This is a genomic window from Microbacterium aurantiacum, from assembly GCF_002872075.1.
Classification (GTDB): domain Bacteria; phylum Actinomycetota; class Actinomycetes; order Actinomycetales; family Microbacteriaceae; genus Microbacterium; species Microbacterium aurantiacum_A.
Window position 1 is genome coordinate 48,298 of sequence record NZ_PGGU01000016.1, and the last position, 19,142, is coordinate 67,439.

Sequence of the window (19,142 nt, forward strand, 5' to 3'; positions counted from 1 at the left end):
CGGAGGGGCGGGAAGGCCCCGTCAGCGTAGTACCAGCGCCGCGGCGCCGATGAGCGGCCCCTCGTCGCCGAGGCCGGAGCGCACCACGCGCGTCCGCCGGGAGTAGTCATGTGCCGCACTCGCGCTCAGCGCCAGCTGCACGAGGTCGATGTAATCATCCGACACCCGCGAGAAGCCTCCGCCGATCGCGACGACATCGAGGTCGACGAGCGTTGCGGCATCGGCCAGCGCCTCGCCGACGGCCTTCGCCGAGCGTTCGATCGCGGCGCGCGCGACGGCGTCGCCCGCCGCGGCGTCCCGCGCGAGATCCTCTCCCGTGGCGCCCGCCCATCCCTGCTGACGCGCCCAGGCGGCGCTCGCGGGGCCGGAAGCGATCTCCTCCAAGGTCAGGCCGCCCTCGCGGCGCACCTGCCCGAGGTGCCCCGCATTGCCGGATGCTCCGGCGATGTACGCGCCGTTCACGACGAACCCTCCGCCGACCCCGGTGGACACCACGATCGACAGCGATGAACGCGCGTCAGCTGTCGCGCCGAGCCAGGATTCGGCGAGCGCGAGCGCACCGCCGTCGTGTCCGAACACGACGGGAAGTTCACGGCCGAGCACAGCGGAGGCTGCCCCCCGCACCGCATCGACCAGGCCGTATCCATCGGCCAGGGGCATGTTCACCGGGAGGATCCGGCCGCCGTCCCGGTCGATCGGGCCCGCGCTGCCGATACCCGCGCCGACGAGGTCGCCGCCGTCCGGGAGCTGCGCCAGCGCGTGCCGGATGATCGCGGCGACTGCGGCGTCGAGCGACTCGGCGGTCGCCCCGCGTCCGGTCGGCTGCCGGCTGCGGCTGCCGACGACGAGCGCGCCGTCGCCTCTGACGACCGCGGCCTCCATCTTGGTGCCGCCGATGTCGACCGCGAGCGCGTAGCGGTCACCCCCGCTCGGAACCTCCGTGCTCGTCACTGCGGGTCGAGCCCGAGGTCGTCGAGGTCGAACGCGGCACGCCATTCCAGGCCCTCGGCCTCGATCGCCGCCTGTGCGCCGGTCTTGCGGTCGACGATCACGGCGACGGCGACGACTTCGGCTCCTTCACGGCGCAGCGCCTCGACGGCCTTCAGCGCGGACTGCCCCGTCGTGGAGGTGTCCTCGAGCACGACGACGCGCTTGCCGGCGATGTCGGCGCCCTCGATCTGGCGGCCGCGACCGTGGTCCTTCGGCTCCTTGCGCACGACGAAGGCGTCGAGCGGGCGCTCGGTCGCGACCGATGCATGCATGACGGAGTTCGCGATCGGATCGGCGCCGAGGGTCAGACCGCCGACGGCCGCGACGTCGAGATCGCCGATGAGATCGAGCATGATGCGGCCGATCGCGGGAGCGGCGCGGTGGTCGAGTGTGAGCTTGCGCATGTCGACGTAGTAGGTCGCCTGCTTGCCGCTGGAGAGCGTGAAGTCGCCGTGGAACACCGCCTCCGCCTGGATGAGGTCGAGGAGGGACTGGCGGTCTGCGTCGAGTGCGGTCACGGCATCCAGTGTAGAAGGCGGGAACGTCCGACCCCGCAACTAGGCTGGACGCATGCGCTTGGCCACCTGGAACGTCAACTCCATCCGCACCCGCGTCACCCGCACCGTCGAGTTCGCCGTGCGCGAAGACATCGATGTGCTGGCGATGCAGGAGATCAAGTGCAAGCCGGAGCAGTTCCCCTACGCCCAGTTCGAAGAGGCCGGGTATCACGTCGAAGTGCACGGCCTGAATCAGTGGAACGGCGTCGCCATCGCGAGCCGCCTGCCGATCACCGATGTGCAGACCGCGTTCGCCGGCATGCCCGGTTTCGCGAAGGGGCATGAGGGTCCGGATGCTCCGCTCGAGGCCCGCGCGCTCGGCGTGATGGTCGACGGTGTGCGGGTGTGGAGCCTGTACGTGCCGAACGGGCGTTCGCTGGACGACCCGCACTACGCCTACAAGCTGCACTGGTTGGAGGCGCTGAAGACGGCGACGGCCGGCGAGCTCTCCGCGAACCCCGAACTGCCCCTGGCGCTGGTCGGCGACTTCAACATCATCCCCTTCCCGCATGACAACGGCGATCCGGCCATCGTCGAGGGCGTCTCCACCCACGTCTCGCCGCTGGAGCGCGCGGCGTTCTTCGCTCTGGAGGATGCCGGCGTCACCGACGTCGTGCGCCCGCTCCTGCCGGAGGGCTACACCTACTGGGACTACCAGCGGCTGAAGTTCCCGCGCAACGAGGGCATCCGCATCGACTTCGTCCTCGGCTCGCGGACGCTGGCGGTTGCGGTCACCGGAGCATCCATCCACCGCAACGAGCGCAAGGGCGAGCAGCCGAGCGATCACGTGCCCGTGGTCGTCGATCTCGCGTTCGGCTCCCTCGAGGACGACGACGACCTGCCGATGATCTTCTCGTGAGCGCCGCTCGGTGACCGTCCGGCTGATCGCCACCGACCTCGACGGGACTCTCCTCGACTCGGCATCCGCGGTCACGCCGCGCACCCGGGCGGCGCTCGATGATGCGCGAGCTCGCGGCATCCATGTGATCCCGGTCACGGCCCGTCAGCCGATCGGCCTGCGCGCGATCGCTGCGGACGCGGGGTTCGAGGGGTGGGCGCTGTGCGGCAACGGGGCCTACGCCACTCACCTCGGCGACGGACGGATGCTGTTCGCCGAGGAGCTGCCGAGCGAGACGGTCCGCACCCTGGCCGAGGCCCTGCGTGCCAGCATCCCCGGTCTGCTGTTCGCCAGCGTGCGCGAGGGCGGCGAGACGTTCGTCGCCCAGCACGGCTACGCCGAGGTCGCGAAGCTCTCCGATCACAAACGCGACCCTCGGACGATGGGTGGGGTGCCGCTGGATCAGGTGCTGGCCGCTCCCAGTCTCAAGCTGGTCATCCGGCATCCCGAGCTGGCGCCGGCGGCGCTCTTCGACAAGCTCCGCTCCCTCGGATTGGTCGGATTCGAGGCCACTCTGTCGGGTGCACCGTTCGTCGAGGTGATGGCCGAGGGCGTCACCAAAGCCACCGGGCTCGCGCGCCTCTGTGAGCACCTCGGGATCTCGCGCGCCGACGTCGTCGCCTTCGGCGACGCGCTCAACGACGTCGAGATGCTGCGCTGGGCGGGTCACGGTGTCGCGATGGCGGGTGCCGATCTGGTCGTGCAGTATGCCGCCGACGAGATCGCCGCATCGAACGATGACGACGGGCTCGCCCGCGTCGTGGAGCGGATGCTGGGCTGATCGAGTGCGATGGGCAGTTCTCCCCATCGCTCGTCGCACTCCGTGCGAAATACAATGACGACGCGGTACTACACCTGTGCACTCTGGGGAGGACCATATGGGCAGCGGAGACGACGGCGTCAAGATCAGCCAGGAAGAGCTCGCAGCGACGCTCATCACGTTGGCTCAGACGATGGATCTGTTCGCGAATTTCGAGACGAGATTCACGAACATGGCATTCAACGTGCCGTACTGGAGCAACCTCGGACCGGCCGACGACCCGAGCGGCAACCTCGATCAGACCCTCCAAGCCCTCACAGACGACACCAAGGATCTGGCGGAGACCATCACGCTCGATCTGGGCGCGTTCTTCAACAAGGTCGATCACGTGCGGGACTCGTGGGCCGAACTCGATGCCGCTCTGGCCCAGCTCGAGAGCGAGGAGTGACCCGTGGGTTCGTATGACATCGTCAAGAACGGCACGCGGGTCGTCTCCGTGCCCGATTTCATGCCCGACGAGACCGAGGCGGGCTCGCCGATCCCCGACAACGAAACCTATGTCGGTGGCACTTTCCAGATCGACGACGCGACCGCCATAAAGGAGAAAGCGGGCGAGATCGTCGTCATCGGAATGCAGCTGCAGACGGCGGTGACCACACTGAAGAAGATCAGCGATGCGACGGATCTGGGCGATGGCGATTCTCTCGACGACCTGCGCAAGTACGCCGGCCAGTTCTCCGAGCAGTTCGGTCCGCTCAGCGACGCACTGATCTCCATCGGCTCAGCTCTTCTCATCTACGGGTACGGCCTCGAGTGGATGATCCCGAAGTGCGTGAACCTCTCGGAGAGCATGAAGGAGCTCTGGTCTCCGATCTGGAACGCGAATGACGAGCGCGAGACGGTCAAAGAGAAGTACGACGGCGAGTACGGCCCGTTCGATCCCAACTCTGAGCAGGGCAAGGAGATCGAGGGCGCTCAGACGGCGCTCGACAACGCCGTGGCAGCCTGGGACGCCGAGGGCGAGCAGATCGACAACCTCTGGAACTCGTGGGTCGACCTCCATCAGGTGGCCAACAACGCCGTCGGCACGGGCCTCGACGACCTCAAATGGGATGACGTCATCAACGAGACGTCCGACAAGATCTACTCGGTGGCCAAATGGATCGCCAAGTATGCAGGATTCGCTTCGCTGGTTCCGATCCCCGGTGTGCAGGAGGTCTTCGGTGGCATCGCGCTGACAGCAGGCGGAGTCGCGCTCTACATCTCGATTGATCAGGCCATCGACGGCACCGGGACATGGGGCGACGTCATCACTGACGGCATCGATGTCATTCCCATCACCGATGTCGTCCTGCTGAAGGACATCGCGAAGATTCCCGGTGTGGCCGAGCAACTGGTCAAGGCCGGAGGCAAGGGCCTCGACGTCGACGATGCCGCGCTCCGGGAGCTGGTGGACGGGTGGAAGCGGCAGTACGGACAGAAGGTGCTCGATGAGGGCTTCTCCGACGAGCGGATCAAGGACTCGCTGGCGGCGTTCCTCGAGCAGCAGGCGAAGGGCGCTGCCGGTGCGCAGGTGCCGGAGCAGGGTCACCCATCTGGCGGCAGGGTCGACTCTCCTCCGGCCAGCGACACCGAGGCCTTGCGCCGCAAATCGGAGCGCATCGCCCAGGAACAGAGCAAGAGCTGATGGTGCCGATGCGCGCCTTGCTGTTCGAGCCGCCCAGCGGCGTCATCATCGTGCCAAGAGCGGATGCTGCCGGCGATGCCGCAAAGCATCTCCCCGAGGATGTGCCCGAGGCCGAGCGCACCCGGGTGTTGACCTCGATGGCTCGACGTGCTGCCGACACGGATGCGACCGTCGTTCTCGTCTGGCCAGAGGGCGTCGAACCGTTCGGACTGTGGATCCAGCTCACCCCGATCTCGAACATCCGGCTCGCGCGCGAGTTCGTCCGCGGCGGTGCGGACGGCTGGATCGGCCCCCTGCACGCGGAACTCGTCGGCGAGGGGCTCGAATGGTTCTCGCTGGCGCCCGATGAGGATTCGACGTCCAGGTGGTCGGCGGTCTTTGCCGACGACGATCTCTTCGTCAATCTGACCCTGAGCGCGCCGTCGTTCTCCGATCTGGCGATGAGGCGAGCGTTCATCGAGAGCATGGTGCTCCCTTCGCTGGTGATCGCGGAGGATGCCGATCCCTGGCGCTCCGACCATGCGCTCACCTCTGGTGTGATCGTCGCTAAGGAGAATTGGCCCCAACTGGCAGGTTCGGAGGTGAGCGCGTGACCGCTTCGCTGCGCCAGCTGCTCACCCACGTCGAGCCGAGCTACGAGATGCCCCTTCACGACGGCTGGGAACGGATGCCCGCAGACGATCCCCGACTGGCCGATCGATTGCCGAAGGGCGTGGGCTCGCTGCGCAATGACTCGATCGTGGTGATCATGATGCCGGTGAACCGCGAATCACCCTTGGTCTTCCCGATCATCGAGCGGCGCATCCGCGGTGAGAAATTCGGCACGCTCGACGCGCTGGTCGACGAGCGAATCGCCGCCGGCGCCCGGGCGACCCTCGGAGATCCGGCCATCCTGCGTCACCGCTCGCTCGAGGCGATCGGTGACACCGAGGGCTACGTCGTGCGTTACCTGCTGGCGACTCCCGGTACCGGCCGCCGACGAGGCGTGGAATTCCTCGTCGCGTTCCCGGCGCTGCCCGACGAGAAGCTTCAGCTGCTCGAAACGCTCTACGACGGCATCATCGCCTCAGGGTCGTGGTGCATGCCCAGAGCGGATGCGCTCAGCCCACCGGAACCTTTCGGCGGTTGATCACGCTCGGATTGGTCGTGTTGATCACCGTCGGGGTACCGCTGGACGTATCGATGAAGAAGACGCCGGTCTGCCCCTCGTCCTTCACCGGGAAGGCCCACGTGCCGCCGGCCACATCGGGCTGCGGCCCCTGCACCACATCGAGCGGCTCCGGCATATCTCCCTTGAGCACCTCGATCGGAGTCAGGGTGGCCGAGGCCGCATAGTCCGCCGGAGGAGTGTGCACCACGATGTCGTCAGCATCACCGCGTGCGCTGGCGAAGACGATGATGTCAGCCTGCGCCGTCCACGCCGCCAGTTCTGCCTTCGTCGCGGCGGGGGCGTGCTCTGGGAGTCCGGCGAGCACACGCTCGAACTTCTGCCAGTTACCCCAGTCGTCGTGCACCCCGAGGTTGCCGAACAGTTCGTATCCGGCTTCGCCCGCACCTGTGAGGACGAATATCCCCTCGTGTCGGGAGTCGTAGGAGAATTCCGTCTGGTCGGTGAGGTAGTACGTGGTGCCGGCGGGCTTCGACACGGTGATGGTCGCCGCAGCGTCACCCTTCAGGACGTCGTCGACCCGCACGACGGCCGTCTGCGCGGGGAACTCCTTTGCCTCAGCATCCTCCACCACCGGATCGACGGACTCGACCGTGCCGAACGCGATCACGTCGGCTCCGGTGACCAACTCGCTGATGGGCTCGGAAGGATTCGGATCGGAGGCGCCCTGTGTGGTCGATGGCTGCGGGGTGGGCATTGCGTCCTCCTCAGGAACTGGACTGCACGCGGTGAGAACCATCAGCGCGGCGACGATCGCCGCGAGGCCCTGCCACTTGGACGTCTTCATCGGTTCGCGATCGCCACGTCGGAGAACGAATTCGCGAACTCTTCCATGGTCATGGTGAAGTATCCGTCGTCGGGGTCGTTCAGCACGCCACCGGCATCGGTGATGTCGCCGCCATGTCCGTTGTTGTGACCCCACGGATTGCGAATCACGACGTAACGCGTTCCGTCGACCTCGTACGTGTCCGTCACGGTCAGCGCGTGCCCGCCGCCGTCGAACCCGAGTTGACCGTTCGTCGCGGCCGCGGCGACCGGTCGTCCGCTGTCGAGCGCGTCCTGCATCTCGTCGTAACTGTCGTCGATGTCGTTTCCGCCGGTCGCGAAGTCCCAGAAGCTGGAGTCGTCATCCTTCTTATCGGCACCGTGGCCGAAGATGTCCTCCATGACGTCGTGGGGCCAGCCGCCGTTGTTGAACTCGTCGTAGCTGCCTTCGTGCTCCACATACGCGGCTTCGATGACGCGCACCCAGTCGGCCTGGTCGTTGTCCAGAAGCTGATCGCTGCTGACCGTGATGTCACCGTCGGCGAAGTGCACGGTGTACGTGCCGTCGGGGTTGACGGTGATCATGTCCCGAATCTTCTGCGGGTCGCCGTCGGCGAGTCCGGCGAGCACCGCGAGGAGGTAGCAGTCTCCCGCGCCACCCTGGTGGACGTCTTCGGGGATGGGGTCGCCGTTCGGATACAGGGTCGATGCGCCGTCGCCCGGGACCTTCTCCCCCGACCTGATCGCTTCGAGATCGGGGTCAGACAGGCAGGAGACCGCCTGGTCGTACACCATTCCCCAGTCGACGGACAAGTTGTTCCACTGCACGGCGACCTCGCTCCACGCGCCGTCCGCCTCCCAGATGTCTGCCTGGAGTTGCTGACGCTTCTCCAGCTGCTCGTCATAGTCGGGGTCGCCCACGACGGGCGCCTCGCCGTCGGCGTATTCACCCCGAAGTGCCTTCAACGTCGTCCAGCGCTCCTGGCACTGCTCCGCGAGGGAGTTCAGTTCGTCCTGGTAGCCACAGGCATCCGAGCCGTAGTCACGCAGCGCGATCCCGATGGGACCGTAGATGGCGCCGGCGACAGCGATCCGCTCGGCGGCGTCGCCGATCGACGAGCGCAGCTTCTCGGCAGCTTTGCCAGTGATGCGCCAATCCGACATCTCGGAGTCCTTGATCGTGCGCAGCTGGGTGGCGAGCTGGCTCATCACGTTGCCGTGGTCGGCCATCTTGCGGCCGCTCGACGATACGGTCTCGGGCTCGCCCTTCATCGAGCGGATCTGCTCGCCAGTGCCCATGGCCTCGCCTGCGGTACCGGCTTCGACGTTCGCTGCCACGATCAGAACCACCTGTCCAGTCCGAAGTACGAGTCGACGACATCGCCGATGTGCGCCGAGATGTCCTCGAGCGTCGCGATCAGATCCTCGCGCTTCGGCTCCCACGAACCGCAGAAGTCCGCGGCCAGGCCGCTCAGCTCTGCCCTGTCCAGCGGCTGATCGATCGCTCCCGCGATGTCGGCGCTGCGCTCAGGAGCATCCTCCAGCTCGGCGATAGCCGTCTTGATGGCCTCACGAACCCCCGTCAAGAGGTCGTAGTCGATGATGACCTTGTCTGCACTCATTCCCGCACCCCCCGCGCGTCCTCATTGATGACGCTACCGGACGGCGCCGGATCCGCAGATGGGGAGGAATCCCCATCCGCGTGCGGAGTTCATGACGGCAACGATGCTTGTATCTCTCCTACCGATGGCCGATAGGTGCTCCGGTTCATCATTCGGAAGTCGTGGAGGTTCGTGAAACCGGCGATCGGAGCCAGATCGCCGTCCGCGATTCGAGTCGAGCCGTGCAGATACAGGCGGACCAGACTCCTCAATCGTGCAAGTGGAGCTACCGAATCGATCGTGCCTCCGTCGCTCATATCCAGGTATCGCAACCCGGCGCAATCTCCCACGGCGTCCAGTGCGCTGATTCGCCTACAAGAACTGAGACTCAGATCAATCAGGTTCTGATCCTGCAGACGCGCCAGCGCGGAGATGTCGTCAAGATATCGACCGGTGAAGATGCCGAGGGATTCGAGGTGCCGAAACTCCTCGATCCCGTGCAAACTCCTGATACTCGGAAAGTGTTTCAGGGAGATCTTGGTCAGAGAGCTCAGCGCGATGAGAGGAGTCAGATCCGGAGCAGAGTAGGTAAGCAGCGAGATGCTACGCAGGTTCTTGGCTTCATGGACAGAGTCGGAAACCTGCTTCCAGCCAGTCGCAAGATGACGCAGCCGCGGCAGCCGCGAAAGGTCAATCTGGACTTGAGGATCGACCTGAACGCTGAGCGACTCGAGAGAATGGCCTATCGCGTAGATGGGCTCCATGTTCTTCGCGCTCCTCAAGATGATGTTGAGGCGCTTGATTGGAAGGTGACCGGGGATCACGATATCTCTGTCCGAGTATCCACGTGCGTAGTTGATGACCAATCCATCGGCGACGCCACCAGTGACGATCTCTTCTGCCTCTGCGCTCCAAGCTCCGGACAGCACCAAGTCGCGCCCGCCCGCGCCGTCAACGATTTGGTACGACATGGTTCAGCCAAACAGATCGCGGCTGAGGAACTTGTGCGGTTTAAGTTCCTCGTAGGCAGGCAACCATGGATCGAGGCCGATGCTGGCACGTAGCGCGCGCTCGAATCGGACGGGGGCAACAATCGTCCTGTACGAAAGCCCACCTACCTCGTCTTTGCTTGCGGGGCGACGACGGAGACCCGAATAGTCGACGGCATCAATGCGATCGGGGGACATCACCGTCTCCTTATAGGCAGGAAAGGGGAGATCCGCGCGAACGGGAAGATTGGAGACGATCTGCCAGTGGCCAACGTAGAATTTCGCGTCAAGCGAGAGACCAAAGAAGAGCACCTCCCCCGCTAGCGCGTCACGGAGTCGGGACACAGCGTCCTCTTCTGCAACGATCCCGTCGAATACAGCCAGAAAGTAGGCGTCCTTGCCATACGTCGCCGCGACTTGTCCGATACCAACGCTTCCTTCACCGGCAGGGATCAGAAACACGTCTCCTACCTTGGGGCGCTGCCTCATCTGTCTCCTCGGGATCGAGTCAACGCGGTCGCTTCCTTCCCAAAGATCGGATCCTTCTTCGACACTGGGCGGGGTGAGGAAGTGTTCTTAGACGGCGTCGTGTCTCTATCGCTGCCTCGTCTATCGCTGTCAGGTTGAAGCGTTGAAGTCGATGAGCAGGTAGCTTTCGGCGTCGTAGACCGAGTTGATGACGACTTGCACTGATTGGGCCAGCGATAAAGCATCAACGGTACTGAGGGAGCCTCCCGCACGTTGGAGGACCGTTCGCCCCCGTTCGTCGCACACGAACGCGTTCAGCGGATATCCGGATGCGCCGCTTCTGATCAGCTGCGTTAGCCGGGAGGGATCCGTTTGCAGTTCCTCCCAGCGAAGCACTCGGTCCTCCACGAGAACAGCATCTTCGAGCCACGGGTCGCCCTCGCGAGCTGTGTCATCCTCGACCACAAGAATGCCAGGTCGCATCGACGCCAGAGACTGAAAGTACTCACCTAGGAGGAGGTCAGCATCGTGTTGGTCAATGAACCTCGAGTCGTCATCAAGCTCGGGCACGGTGCTACCCGCGGATGCCATGACAAAGGCCGTCACAGGTGTCGTGAGTCGTTGGCTGACGAATTCAGCCAACGACGACCCTTGCTCCAGGGAGGACTGCGACCACGTTCGCGCCTGGGGGAAGGGTACCGAAAGAGCTCGAACTTTGATCATGGTGCCTTTGATACCACTCGGCCGTCTTCATACACGCTGAACATTCCCATCTAGAGCACTCATCGAGCAGCCTCACAACGCCTGCTGAAGGTAGATCTATAGCTTCATTTCCGAACGTCGGAAGTCAACCAGATCGGGATCCTGGTCGACTAGTTCGTCTTCGAATGCATCAAAACCGTGCCGCGAGATGAAGTCCGCTTCGCCCGTGGTGATTGGGACCAACCAAGCAATAAGGACGTCGCCCTCATCCCCGGCGAACGTGGCGAACTCATCGGGGAAGTACACCGGCATCGTCACGTACAGTGCCGTCAAGTCCGACCCGGGAACCAACGGTCCTGCCGGACCAATCACGTTGCCACGCCGTAGCGCACGCCGCGTCCCGATAACCATCGAGCCAACCTGGATCAGCAGAGACACCACATGGTCCGGCTTTAGCGCCTCTGGGGCCAAGACCAGCAGCTCTTGGCGGATAGAGCGCCCCGGATCGGGCGACGACAGCGCCTGCCTGCTCAGACCGAGCGTCGCATACCCCACGGAGTCAGTATCCGACCCACCCGCGAATCGAACGAGTTGGAAAGGCATCTCCGCACCATCAGCATCAACCGACCAACCGGAGTGAATCGGTCCCAGAGTGCGTTCGAAATGCTCGATCAGGCCCGGTGCATCATGGTCCGAAGCGGGCGTCATCGTTGCCTCTCAGGTGCCCGCGGAAGTACACCTAGTGATCGAATTTCACGCGTCACTGCAACCGTCCAACGCCGCGAGCTAAGATTCAACGCCGCCTCCGAGTAGGTCCGCAAGCTGTCGGCTTGGTTCCCAATCACGAGGTCGAGGATGTAGTGCGTGGCTGTCCCACGGCATGCCTCGCCCGATCCAAAGCAGGCGCCACGACTCGTAGGTATGACCAAGGTCGTCGTCGGTGACGCCGAACTCGAAGCCGCAAGACCAACAGATCTCGTAGGAGCCTCCACTTTTACTCCGAGGTGGCTCCGTGAGTTGTGAGTAACCACAAACTGGGCAGGTATACCCGCTCACTGCAACTCCCTGGGAGATACGCGAGATTTTCGCCGGAGCAGCGCTGCGGCTTCCTTCCCAAAGACCGGATCTGCGCGTAGCACTTCAATGACCTGCCGTCCGCGGGAACCACCCACCGTAAGAACCGGATGAATGAAGTAGACCCGAGAATCACCGCGGTCGTGAATCGACAAGAAGGCGATCAGGTCGTCGAGCTGAGCCGCAGTGGCGCAAGCAGCTAATGCCACCGCTGCTCCTTCTTGCTCTCCTTTACTTCTCGGAGCCAAGTAGCGCGACTTGAGGCGTTCCCAGAAAGCCACGGCCGGCTTGACTGCCAGCGCACGGCCGACGCTCTCCATCACCCGGTCCGGGTAGCCGCCGCGCTCGAAGTGCTCAATGAGAACGGGCAGGGCCGCCGGGTACGGCTCTGCCGTATTCACCAGGTCCCAGACGGATTCCACGTGGACCCCCACGCGAAGTAGATCGGCGATGATTGGCTGTTCGGCCACCCTGAGCGTTCGACCTCGCTCCTGCAACTCAGAATCGAAGGCGGCCCGCTTACGCTGATAAGCTTCGTCCTTCTCGAGCTGCGCCATCAACTCGGTGGCGCTGATCCCGCCACGGGATTTTCTCGTGCTGGTCATGGAATTTCTCTCGCGAGTGGACTCTCGATCGGCGGAGTCGTGAATTCGACGGAGGCGATCGATGCCCCCACCTGAAGGGCGCGAGTGGATCGAAGCATCTGCCCACATAGTTCCCAGTAGACGTCGAGTTGGGTAATCGACAGGTTCTCTACAGTGTCGCTGCCGCCAAGATATAGAGGCACGACGTATCCCACGCATTGCTCTCGCGTCAGGGCATGCGTCCGCGAAGTTCGCATCGACCATTCGTCAAAGAACTCAACAGCTAGAGCAGCGTTTGTTTCGGTAGTCAGTTCAACCTCGCAGAACTCCATGAAGGTCGTCGGGATCTCCAGCGCTTGGCCGGTGCCGGGCTCAAGCAGAAGGATCTGCGGTTCCGCTTCACGCATTCGACCGAAGTCGAACGCAAACTGTCTCCCTAACCAGTCGTAGCCGAAAGGGACAATGCGCTTGGCGAAGTCCGGAAACGCGCCGCGAAGGAGATCCCCCGCTTTGGAGGCGGATTCGGCGTTGTGTACCCTGTAGAGCCCTCCGTCAAACGACGCGCCCGCGAACTCCGCACAGTAATCTGCATAGCCTGTGACAAATTGAAGCTTCGGGGCAATCCAAGACACGCTTTGGCGGCCCCGCGCGTAGCCACCATCTTGGCTGAACTTGATGCGGAAGAGATCGAACACTCGGCAGTTCCTTTCGCTCACCCCAGGTCCCGGTGCCGAAAGCGACGGCACCCCCGCGTATTTGCAGGGTTGACCCCAGACGAAACCTCAGAGTGCGGAGCGCCGGCGACGGAGGAGGAGGGCGCCGAAGGCGGCCAGGAAGAGTCCGGTCAGCACGGCGGTGATCGGAACGGTCGCTCCGGTGTTCGCCAGGCCCGAGCCGCCCCCGGTGCCGCCACCACCGGTGCCGCCGCCACCGGGGGCTGCGGTCACCTCGATGGCGACCCTCACCTCGATGGCGGATTCCTCGCCGAGGGCGACGATGTGATGCGCTCCAGCAGGAGCCGTCGACGGGATGCGGAGAGTTCCGCTCAGGGTTCCGTCATCACCGGCCACCAGCTCGCCAAGAGCGACCGGTTCCGAATGGAGTTCGAACACGACCTTCTCGCCGGGTGCGAAGTGCTCGCCGGTCACCGTGACATCACCTCCGGCTTTGACCGAGTTCGCGGAGAGTGTGAGAGTCGGCTTCGGCGCCGGGCAGTCGACCGTCAGAACCACGTCAGCAGCTGTGAAGGTCTCTCCCTCGGTGAGATCGAACGTCTCAGCATCCTCGAGCGTCGCGGCACCGCCGTAGTACTGGGTGCAGAAGCCGGGCAGCTCCACTCCGATCGTGTACGTGCCTGCAGGCAGGGTTCCGCCGTCGATCGCCTGATTCGGGCTGAACGAGAAACTGCCCCAAGAGGGAACGCGTTCGATCTCCTGCCACCCGTCGGAACCCGCGCGGTAGGCGATGACCGTGGCGCCCTCGCCTTGAGGAACGCCTCCATCAGCCGTAGCTACCGCGCCACGGATGTCGTTTCCGAGAACCAACTCGAAATCGACTCCCGAACGGTCAGCGTCCGCACCCAGCTGCACCGGCGTCGCCTCGGCCCGGGTCGGAGCGGACTCGTAGTACTGAGTGGCATGGATCGGGTTGTACAACGGCGCCCGAGCGACCACCGTGTAGTCGCCGGCAGGAAGCGTGAGCGAATACTCACCATCTGCATTCGTATAGGCGTTGCCTGCCACCTGATCGCCGTCGTATGCCGCCACGTTCACATTCGCGACGGCGCCCCCGTCTGCACGAACCGTCCCGGTGATCGCAGTTCCGGAGCTCAGCTGCCCATCGATCTCCGTGCGCTGATCGCCAGGTGCGACGGTGATGGATGTCGCGTCTTCCTGGAGTCGAGCATTCTCCCAGAACTCTGAGAACAGCCGCTCGTCGAGTGGGCGAAAGCGCACGATGTAGGTGCCGGGACTGACACCGATGCTGTAGCTCCCGTCAGCACCGATTGCCGCGCTCGGACCACCGACGGAACCGACCGGCAGCACGTCGACGAATCCCGGTACCGGGCTGCCGTCAGATTCACGCGTCACGTGTCCACTGATCGTCGCCATCGCAACCAGAGAAGCATCGATTGCATCGATCGCGTCTCCGGCCACAACCGTCACGGGCGTGGCTGCACCGCCGTCGAGCACCCCGTTCCACGCTTCGCTCCCGAGCCCGCTGTCGGCCGGTGGGGTAAACCTCACCGTGTAGTCGCCGGGCAGAATCCCGAAGATCCGGTAGGTCCCATCCATGCCCGTCCACGCGTACTTCGGAGCGGCCGGTGAGTTGGATGACACCTGGACGGTCACACCGGACACCGGAGAGCCATCGCTCTCACGGGTCACCTGGCCCGTGATCGACCCGCCCAACTGCATCGAGGCGTCGATCCCAGTGATCGTTTCGCCATCGCCGACAACGATGCGCTGTGCGCTCGTCCAGTCGTAGACACCGTTCCAGTACTCAGTGATGAGCCCGGTGCCGATCGCCTCGAAATGGACGGTGTACTCACCCGGCGCGAGTCCGCTGACGCTGTAGTCGCCGCTCGCATCGGTGGTGCCGTTGTATGAGAATCCGCCAGCCGTGGGGCTCAAGTAAACAGCTGCACCGGCGACCGGCGCTCCGTCGCCCTCACGGCTGACATGGCCGGTGATGGTCGCCGTTGCCGCGGCATCCTCCGCGACGGCCGTGACCGCGCCCGTGAACACCATGGTCAGGACCGCCATCCCCGCGAGCAGCGCGCGAAGCGCTCCTCGTCGAACCGTGCGTCGTTGTGTCAAGGCTCTCCCCTTTCGAGAGTCCGACGACGCGCGTCAACAGTGCCGAGCGCCGATCTGAAATGAGTCACTCGCCGATCGCGCGGCACTGTGCTGAATCCAAATGTAGGGGAAAGTCCACTCACTTGAGAAAGAATCTTTCACACGGGCTCGTCCTCGCCCGGACGAAAGGACTACTCGAACGTCCCCAGCTCCGGCACCCGGTCGGTCCGGCCGTACCGCAGCAGCGTCACTCCGCCGTCATCGGCGACGGGCGGCTCAAGCAGCGTGAGGACCGAGGGCAGCGCTCGGTCGTCGAAGACCTTCTTGCCCGCACCGAGCAGGATCGGATAGACCCACAGCTTCAGCTCGTCGAACAGACCCTCGGCCAGCAGCGTGTGCACGAAGTCGAGACTGCCGATCACGTGCACCTCTCGATGACGCGCGCGCATGTCGGCGATCTCTGATGCCAAGTCGGCCCCGACGCGCGAGGATGCGTTCCAGTCGAGCGCGACGTCGGCATCCTTCGATGCGACGTACTTGGGCACGCGATTGAAGAGCGTGCCGATGGCGCCGGACTCCCCATCCGTGTGGTGCGGCCAGTACGCGGCGAAGATGTCGTACGTACGACGCCCCAGCAGCAGCGCGTCGAGATGGGTCATCCCTTCCATCACCTGGCCGCCGACGCCCGAACTCGGGTAACCGGCCTGCCAGCCGCTGAAGTCGAAGCCGCCCGAGGTGTCCTCGTCGGTGCCGCCCGGACCCTGGGCGACACCGTCAAGGGTCGTGAACAGGTCGATGATGATTCGTCCGGATTCTGCAGTGCTCATGCCACGCTCCTCTGCGCGATCAGCGGTGCGATGTGGAAGGAAGCCGCGAACGACTCCAGCCAGGAGACCTCGCCCCGCACTACGGCGAGAAGGTCCTGGGCGATCGCTTCATCCGGCGTCACGTCGCCGGCGATCAGGTGACGGATGCCGGGACCGGCGACGATCACGGCATCCGGCTCACCCGCGGGCAGCGCACCCCCGATCGGCGGCGCCGTTGGCGCGAGCTGGTACACGCGCAACACACCCTCGCGCACCGAGGCGCGCAGGGCGACATCACCGACGTGCAGTTCGTACTCGGCATCCGTCGCCGCATCCGCCTGGAACGCCGTGCGCAGAGCCATCGTCAGCGAGTCCGGTGTGACCACGTCATCCGGCGATGGGTCTCCCATCGTCTGGAAGCCCCACCGACCGAGGGCGAGCATGATCGGCTCGAACGCCCTCCCATACGGGGTGAGCTCATAGACCAGGCCGCAGTTCAGCAGCGGCACCCGGCGCACGACCCCGCCCTCCTGCAGCTCCTTCAGACGCGTGGACAGGATGTTGGTGGGGATGCGCGGCAGGCCCTGTTTGAGATCGGTGTACCGACGGGGACCGACGAGCAGATCGCGGACGATGAGCAGCGCCCACCTCTCCCCGATAAGCTCGACGGCCGTCGTCACACCGCAGTACTGACCGTAGCTGCGCGCGGCCATGTCAGGATGCGGCGCTCTGCTCCGCCATGTGCTCCGGCCCGTTCTCGACGGCCTCCGGGGTCATGTAGAGGAAGCCGAGCGAGTTGCCGTCCGGGTCGTCCAGGTCGCGCGAGTACATGAAGCCGTAGTCCTGCGCCGGCTTCGGCTCGGCGCCGCCCGCGGCGAGGCCCTTGGCGAGGACGTCGTCGACCTCGTCGCGGGAGTCCTTGCTGAAGGCGACCGAGACCTGAACGCTCTCGTTCGGGTCGGCGATCGGCTTGTCGGTGAACGTGGCGAAGAACTCGCGCTTGAGCACCATGAAGTAGATGTCCTCACTCCAGACGATGCACGCGGCGTTCTCGTCGGTGAACTGCGGACTGATGTCGCAGCCGAGCGCGGTGTAGAACGCCTTGCTCCGCTCGAGATCACTGGTGGGCAGGTTGACGAAGACCTTGGTCACGATGACTCCTCTCTCGATGGTGTCCGGTGTGGACTTCTCGATACTTGCAAAAAGCAAGCAAACTTGTCAATAGCAAGTGATCCGCGAATCCGTCGCGCGGGGGATGCCGCCGGCATCCGCCCCGCATACGGTGGGAGGATGCCGTTCACCCGTACGCCGTCCCCGCGCGAGCTGCGGAGCGACCTCGTTCTCGCCGTCGTGATGTTCATCGGCGCGATCCTGAGCGCGGCGTTGTCGACCGTCGCCGAGATGTACGGCGATGAACAGGCCGAGCCGTGGACGGCGCTCGTCTACGCGTTCGTGGTCACCGCTCCGCTGGCCGTGCGTCGTCGCTGGCCGGGAGTCGTCGCGATCATCATCGCGCTGGCTTACTTCGCCGCGATCACGTTCAAGGTGCCGGAGATCTACGTCGGCAACATCGCGATGTTCGTCTCGCTCTACACGGTCGGCGCGTGGATGAACAGCCGACGCCGCGCCTTCATCGTGCGGGTGTCCCTGATCCTGGCCATGTTCGCCTGGCTGATCGTCACGATGTACCGTGACGCGATCGACGAGGCGAACAAGGCGGACGTCGCCGCCGGCGCGTTCTCCCCCTATGTGGCGTTCATGCTGATCCAGATCATGCTGAACATCCTCTACTTCGGCGGCGCCTACTACTTCGGCGAGCGCTCCTGGCTCGCCGCCTCCGAGCGCGCCGCGCTGGAGCAGCGCACCGTCGAACTCGAGCACCAGCGCGAGATCACCGCTGCGCAGGCGGTGGCGCTCGACCGGGTGCGGATCGCCCGCGAACTCCACGACGTCGTGGCCCACCACGTCTCGGTGATGGGAGTCCAGGCGGGCGCCGCGCGCGTCGTGCTCGATCAGGATCCCGAGCAGTCGCGTCGCATCCTCACCGGCATCGAGGGGTCGGCCCGCGATGCGATCCATGAGCTCCGGCAGCTTCTCGAGACACTGCGCACACCCGGCGGGGAGACGACGGATGGCGCCTCCACCCTCACCCTCGACGACATCGGCGCTCTCGCAGAGGCGTCATCCGAGGCCGGACTTCCGACCGAGTACGCGGTGATCGGCGAGCCGGCGCCCGTGCCCTCGCTCGTCGCGGTGAACCTGTACCGCATCGCCCAGGAGTCGCTGACGAACGCCCGCCGCCATGCCGGTGCCGGGGCCACCGCCGACGTCCGCGTGCGCTACGCGGACGACAGCGTCGAGGTCGAGATCGTCAACACCGGGCGAACGGTGACGACGCTCCGCCCGGGTCTCGGCCAGCTCGGCATGCGTGAACGCGCGATCGCGTCCGGTGGCACGATCGACCTCGCCCCCCGCCCGCTCGGCGGCTTCCGGGTGCGGGCGACCGTCCCGCTGCCGGCGCCCCCCGCCGCAACCGTTACAACCGCGTGAGGACCATCCGCATGCCAGACTCCCCCATCCGCGTGCTCCTCGTCGACGACCACGCCATGCTGCGAGCGGGCTTCCGCACGATCCTCGACAGCCAGCCCGACATCACCGTCGTCGGAGAGGCGTCGACCGGCGCCGAAGCCATCGCTCAGGCATCGGCTCTCCACCCCGACGTCATCACGATGGACGTGCAGATGCCCGACATGGACGGCATCGAAGCCACCCGGCTCATCGTCGCCGACCCCTCGGTGTCCGCCGCGATCGCCATCGTCACCACCTTCGACCGCGACGACTACCTGTACCAGGCGCTGGATGCCGGAGCGAGCGGATTCCTGCTGAAGAACGCCGGAGCCGAAGACCTCATCTCGGCCGTGCGCGCTCTGGCGGCGGGCGACGGGATGCTCGCGCCCGAGGTGACGCGTCGAGTGCTGGCGCGATTCACGACGGCTCGGGTCGAGGCCGCCGCTCCCGCCGCAAGCCCCGCCACCGCGCGCAGCATTGTGCACGAACCTCTCACAGAGCCACTCACCGAGCGGGAGGCCGAAGTGCTGGCGCTTCTCGCCGACGCCCGCAGCAACGCCGAGATCGCAGCCGCCCTGTTCATCGGCGAGGCGACCGTGAAGACCCACGTGTCCCGCGTCCTGCAGAAGCTCGGGGCCCGCGATCGGGTGCAGGCCGTCGTGATCGCCCACCGGCGCGGAATGGCCTAGGCCCGCTCCGCGGAGCGCGCCGGACGGCCGATAGCCTC

Annotated in this window: 23 protein-coding genes; 8 read left to right on the top strand and 15 right to left on the bottom strand. The window is 65.1% G+C overall.

Annotated elements, in window-relative coordinates; all coding sequences use genetic code 11:
* Positions 1 to 21: 21 nt before the first annotated feature.
* Both CUR96_RS10955 and pyrE read right to left on the bottom strand, forming a co-directional pair.
* Entirely contained in the window at positions 22 to 951 is a 930-nt protein-coding gene (locus tag CUR96_RS10955; protein ID WP_245861207.1) for an ROK family protein, read from the bottom strand.
* On the bottom strand, positions 948 to 1,508 hold the full coding sequence (gene pyrE, locus CUR96_RS10960) for an orotate phosphoribosyltransferase (protein ID WP_102193354.1): 561 nt from the start codon (positions 1,506 to 1,508) through the stop codon (positions 948 to 950). Before pyrE ends, CUR96_RS10955 begins: the two co-directional genes overlap by 4 nt.
* A gap of 52 nt (positions 1,509 to 1,560) precedes the next feature.
* Between pyrE and CUR96_RS10965 the strand changes: the two genes are divergently transcribed.
* The 6 genes from CUR96_RS10965 (at position 1,561) to CUR96_RS10990 (ending at position 6,021) form a co-directional block, all read left to right on the top strand.
* On the top strand, positions 1,561 to 2,406 hold the full coding sequence (locus CUR96_RS10965; protein WP_102193355.1) for an exodeoxyribonuclease III: 846 nt from the start codon (positions 1,561 to 1,563) through the stop codon (positions 2,404 to 2,406).
* Between the two features lie 10 nt (positions 2,407 to 2,416).
* Complete coding sequence (locus CUR96_RS10970; protein ID WP_102193356.1) at positions 2,417 to 3,226, top strand: Cof-type HAD-IIB family hydrolase; 810 nt, start codon at positions 2,417 to 2,419, stop codon at positions 3,224 to 3,226.
* Positions 3,227 to 3,323: 97 nt separating this feature from the next.
* Positions 3,324 to 3,653 (top strand): hypothetical protein, encoded by a 330-nt coding sequence (locus CUR96_RS10975; protein ID WP_102193357.1) that lies wholly within the window; start codon positions 3,324 to 3,326, stop codon positions 3,651 to 3,653.
* A 3-nt stretch (positions 3,654 to 3,656) separates the two neighbouring features.
* The gene (locus CUR96_RS10980; RefSeq protein WP_102193358.1) at positions 3,657 to 4,892 is read left to right on the top strand and encodes a hypothetical protein; all 1,236 of its coding nucleotides are present in this window, start codon (positions 3,657 to 3,659) and stop codon (positions 4,890 to 4,892) included.
* Positions 4,892 to 5,485, top strand: a complete 594-nt coding sequence (locus tag CUR96_RS10985) for a hypothetical protein (RefSeq protein WP_102193359.1) — start codon at positions 4,892 to 4,894, stop codon at positions 5,483 to 5,485. Before CUR96_RS10980 ends, CUR96_RS10985 begins: the two co-directional genes overlap by 1 nt.
* On the top strand, positions 5,482 to 6,021 hold the full coding sequence (locus CUR96_RS10990; RefSeq protein ID WP_102193360.1) for a hypothetical protein: 540 nt from the start codon (positions 5,482 to 5,484) through the stop codon (positions 6,019 to 6,021). Before CUR96_RS10985 ends, CUR96_RS10990 begins: the two co-directional genes overlap by 4 nt.
* Here the strand turns inward: CUR96_RS10990 and CUR96_RS10995 are convergent.
* The 13 genes from CUR96_RS10995 to CUR96_RS11060 form a co-directional block, all read right to left on the bottom strand.
* Positions 5,993 to 6,847: a hypothetical protein gene (locus tag CUR96_RS10995; protein ID WP_102193361.1), complete on the bottom strand. Its 855-nt coding sequence runs from the start codon at positions 6,845 to 6,847 to the stop codon at positions 5,993 to 5,995. The genes CUR96_RS10990 and CUR96_RS10995 overlap by 29 nt on opposite strands.
* Positions 6,844 to 8,163, bottom strand: a complete 1,320-nt coding sequence (locus tag CUR96_RS11000) for a C2 family cysteine protease (RefSeq protein WP_146008149.1) — start codon at positions 8,161 to 8,163, stop codon at positions 6,844 to 6,846. The genes CUR96_RS10995 and CUR96_RS11000 overlap by 4 nt, the downstream gene beginning before the upstream one ends.
* Before the next feature lie 2 nt (positions 8,164 to 8,165).
* Positions 8,166 to 8,447 carry a hypothetical protein gene (locus tag CUR96_RS11005; protein WP_102193363.1) on the bottom strand — a complete coding sequence of 94 codons (282 nt, stop codon included), beginning with the start codon at positions 8,445 to 8,447 and terminating at the stop codon, positions 8,166 to 8,168.
* Positions 8,448 to 8,536: 89 nt separating this feature from the next.
* Positions 8,537 to 9,397, bottom strand: coding sequence for a leucine-rich repeat domain-containing protein (locus CUR96_RS11010; RefSeq protein ID WP_102193364.1), 861 nt, complete (start codon positions 9,395 to 9,397; stop codon positions 8,537 to 8,539).
* A gap of 3 nt (positions 9,398 to 9,400) precedes the next feature.
* The gene (locus CUR96_RS11015) at positions 9,401 to 9,904 is read right to left on the bottom strand and encodes a hypothetical protein (RefSeq protein ID WP_102193365.1); all 504 of its coding nucleotides are present in this window, start codon (positions 9,902 to 9,904) and stop codon (positions 9,401 to 9,403) included.
* Positions 9,905 to 10,033: 129 nt separating this feature from the next.
* Positions 10,034 to 10,525, bottom strand: coding sequence for a hypothetical protein (locus CUR96_RS11020; RefSeq protein WP_146008150.1), 492 nt, complete (start codon positions 10,523 to 10,525; stop codon positions 10,034 to 10,036).
* Positions 10,526 to 10,702: 177 nt separating this feature from the next.
* On the bottom strand, positions 10,703 to 11,293 hold the full coding sequence (locus CUR96_RS11025) for a suppressor of fused domain protein (protein WP_102193367.1): 591 nt from the start codon (positions 11,291 to 11,293) through the stop codon (positions 10,703 to 10,705).
* Between the two features lie 344 nt (positions 11,294 to 11,637).
* Positions 11,638 to 12,264: a hypothetical protein gene (locus CUR96_RS11035; protein WP_102193369.1), complete on the bottom strand. Its 627-nt coding sequence runs from the start codon at positions 12,262 to 12,264 to the stop codon at positions 11,638 to 11,640.
* Positions 12,261 to 12,938, bottom strand: coding sequence for a T6SS immunity protein Tdi1 domain-containing protein (locus CUR96_RS11040; protein ID WP_102193370.1), 678 nt, complete (start codon positions 12,936 to 12,938; stop codon positions 12,261 to 12,263). The genes CUR96_RS11035 and CUR96_RS11040 overlap by 4 nt, the downstream gene beginning before the upstream one ends.
* Before the next feature lie 87 nt (positions 12,939 to 13,025).
* Complete coding sequence (locus tag CUR96_RS11045) at positions 13,026 to 15,062, bottom strand: carboxypeptidase-like regulatory domain-containing protein (protein WP_146008151.1); 2,037 nt, start codon at positions 15,060 to 15,062, stop codon at positions 13,026 to 13,028.
* 170 nt (positions 15,063 to 15,232) lie between these two features.
* Positions 15,233 to 15,868 (bottom strand): dihydrofolate reductase family protein, encoded by a 636-nt coding sequence (locus CUR96_RS11050; RefSeq protein WP_102193372.1) that lies wholly within the window; start codon positions 15,866 to 15,868, stop codon positions 15,233 to 15,235.
* Positions 15,865 to 16,560, bottom strand: a complete 696-nt coding sequence (locus CUR96_RS11055; RefSeq protein WP_102193373.1) for a winged helix-turn-helix transcriptional regulator — start codon at positions 16,558 to 16,560, stop codon at positions 15,865 to 15,867. Before CUR96_RS11055 ends, CUR96_RS11050 begins: the two co-directional genes overlap by 4 nt.
* A 1-nt stretch (position 16,561) precedes the next feature.
* Positions 16,562 to 17,002 carry a VOC family protein gene (locus CUR96_RS11060; RefSeq protein WP_102193967.1) on the bottom strand — a complete coding sequence of 147 codons (441 nt, stop codon included), beginning with the start codon at positions 17,000 to 17,002 and terminating at the stop codon, positions 16,562 to 16,564.
* A gap of 135 nt (positions 17,003 to 17,137) precedes the next feature.
* Between CUR96_RS11060 and CUR96_RS11065 the strand changes: the two genes are divergently transcribed.
* Complete coding sequence (locus tag CUR96_RS11065) at positions 17,138 to 18,397, top strand: sensor histidine kinase (protein ID WP_102193374.1); 1,260 nt, start codon at positions 17,138 to 17,140, stop codon at positions 18,395 to 18,397.
* 11 nt (positions 18,398 to 18,408) lie between these two features.
* Entirely contained in the window at positions 18,409 to 19,104 is a 696-nt protein-coding gene (locus CUR96_RS11070) for a response regulator (protein WP_102193375.1), read from the top strand.
* The last annotated feature ends 38 nt before the right edge of the window (positions 19,105 to 19,142 follow it).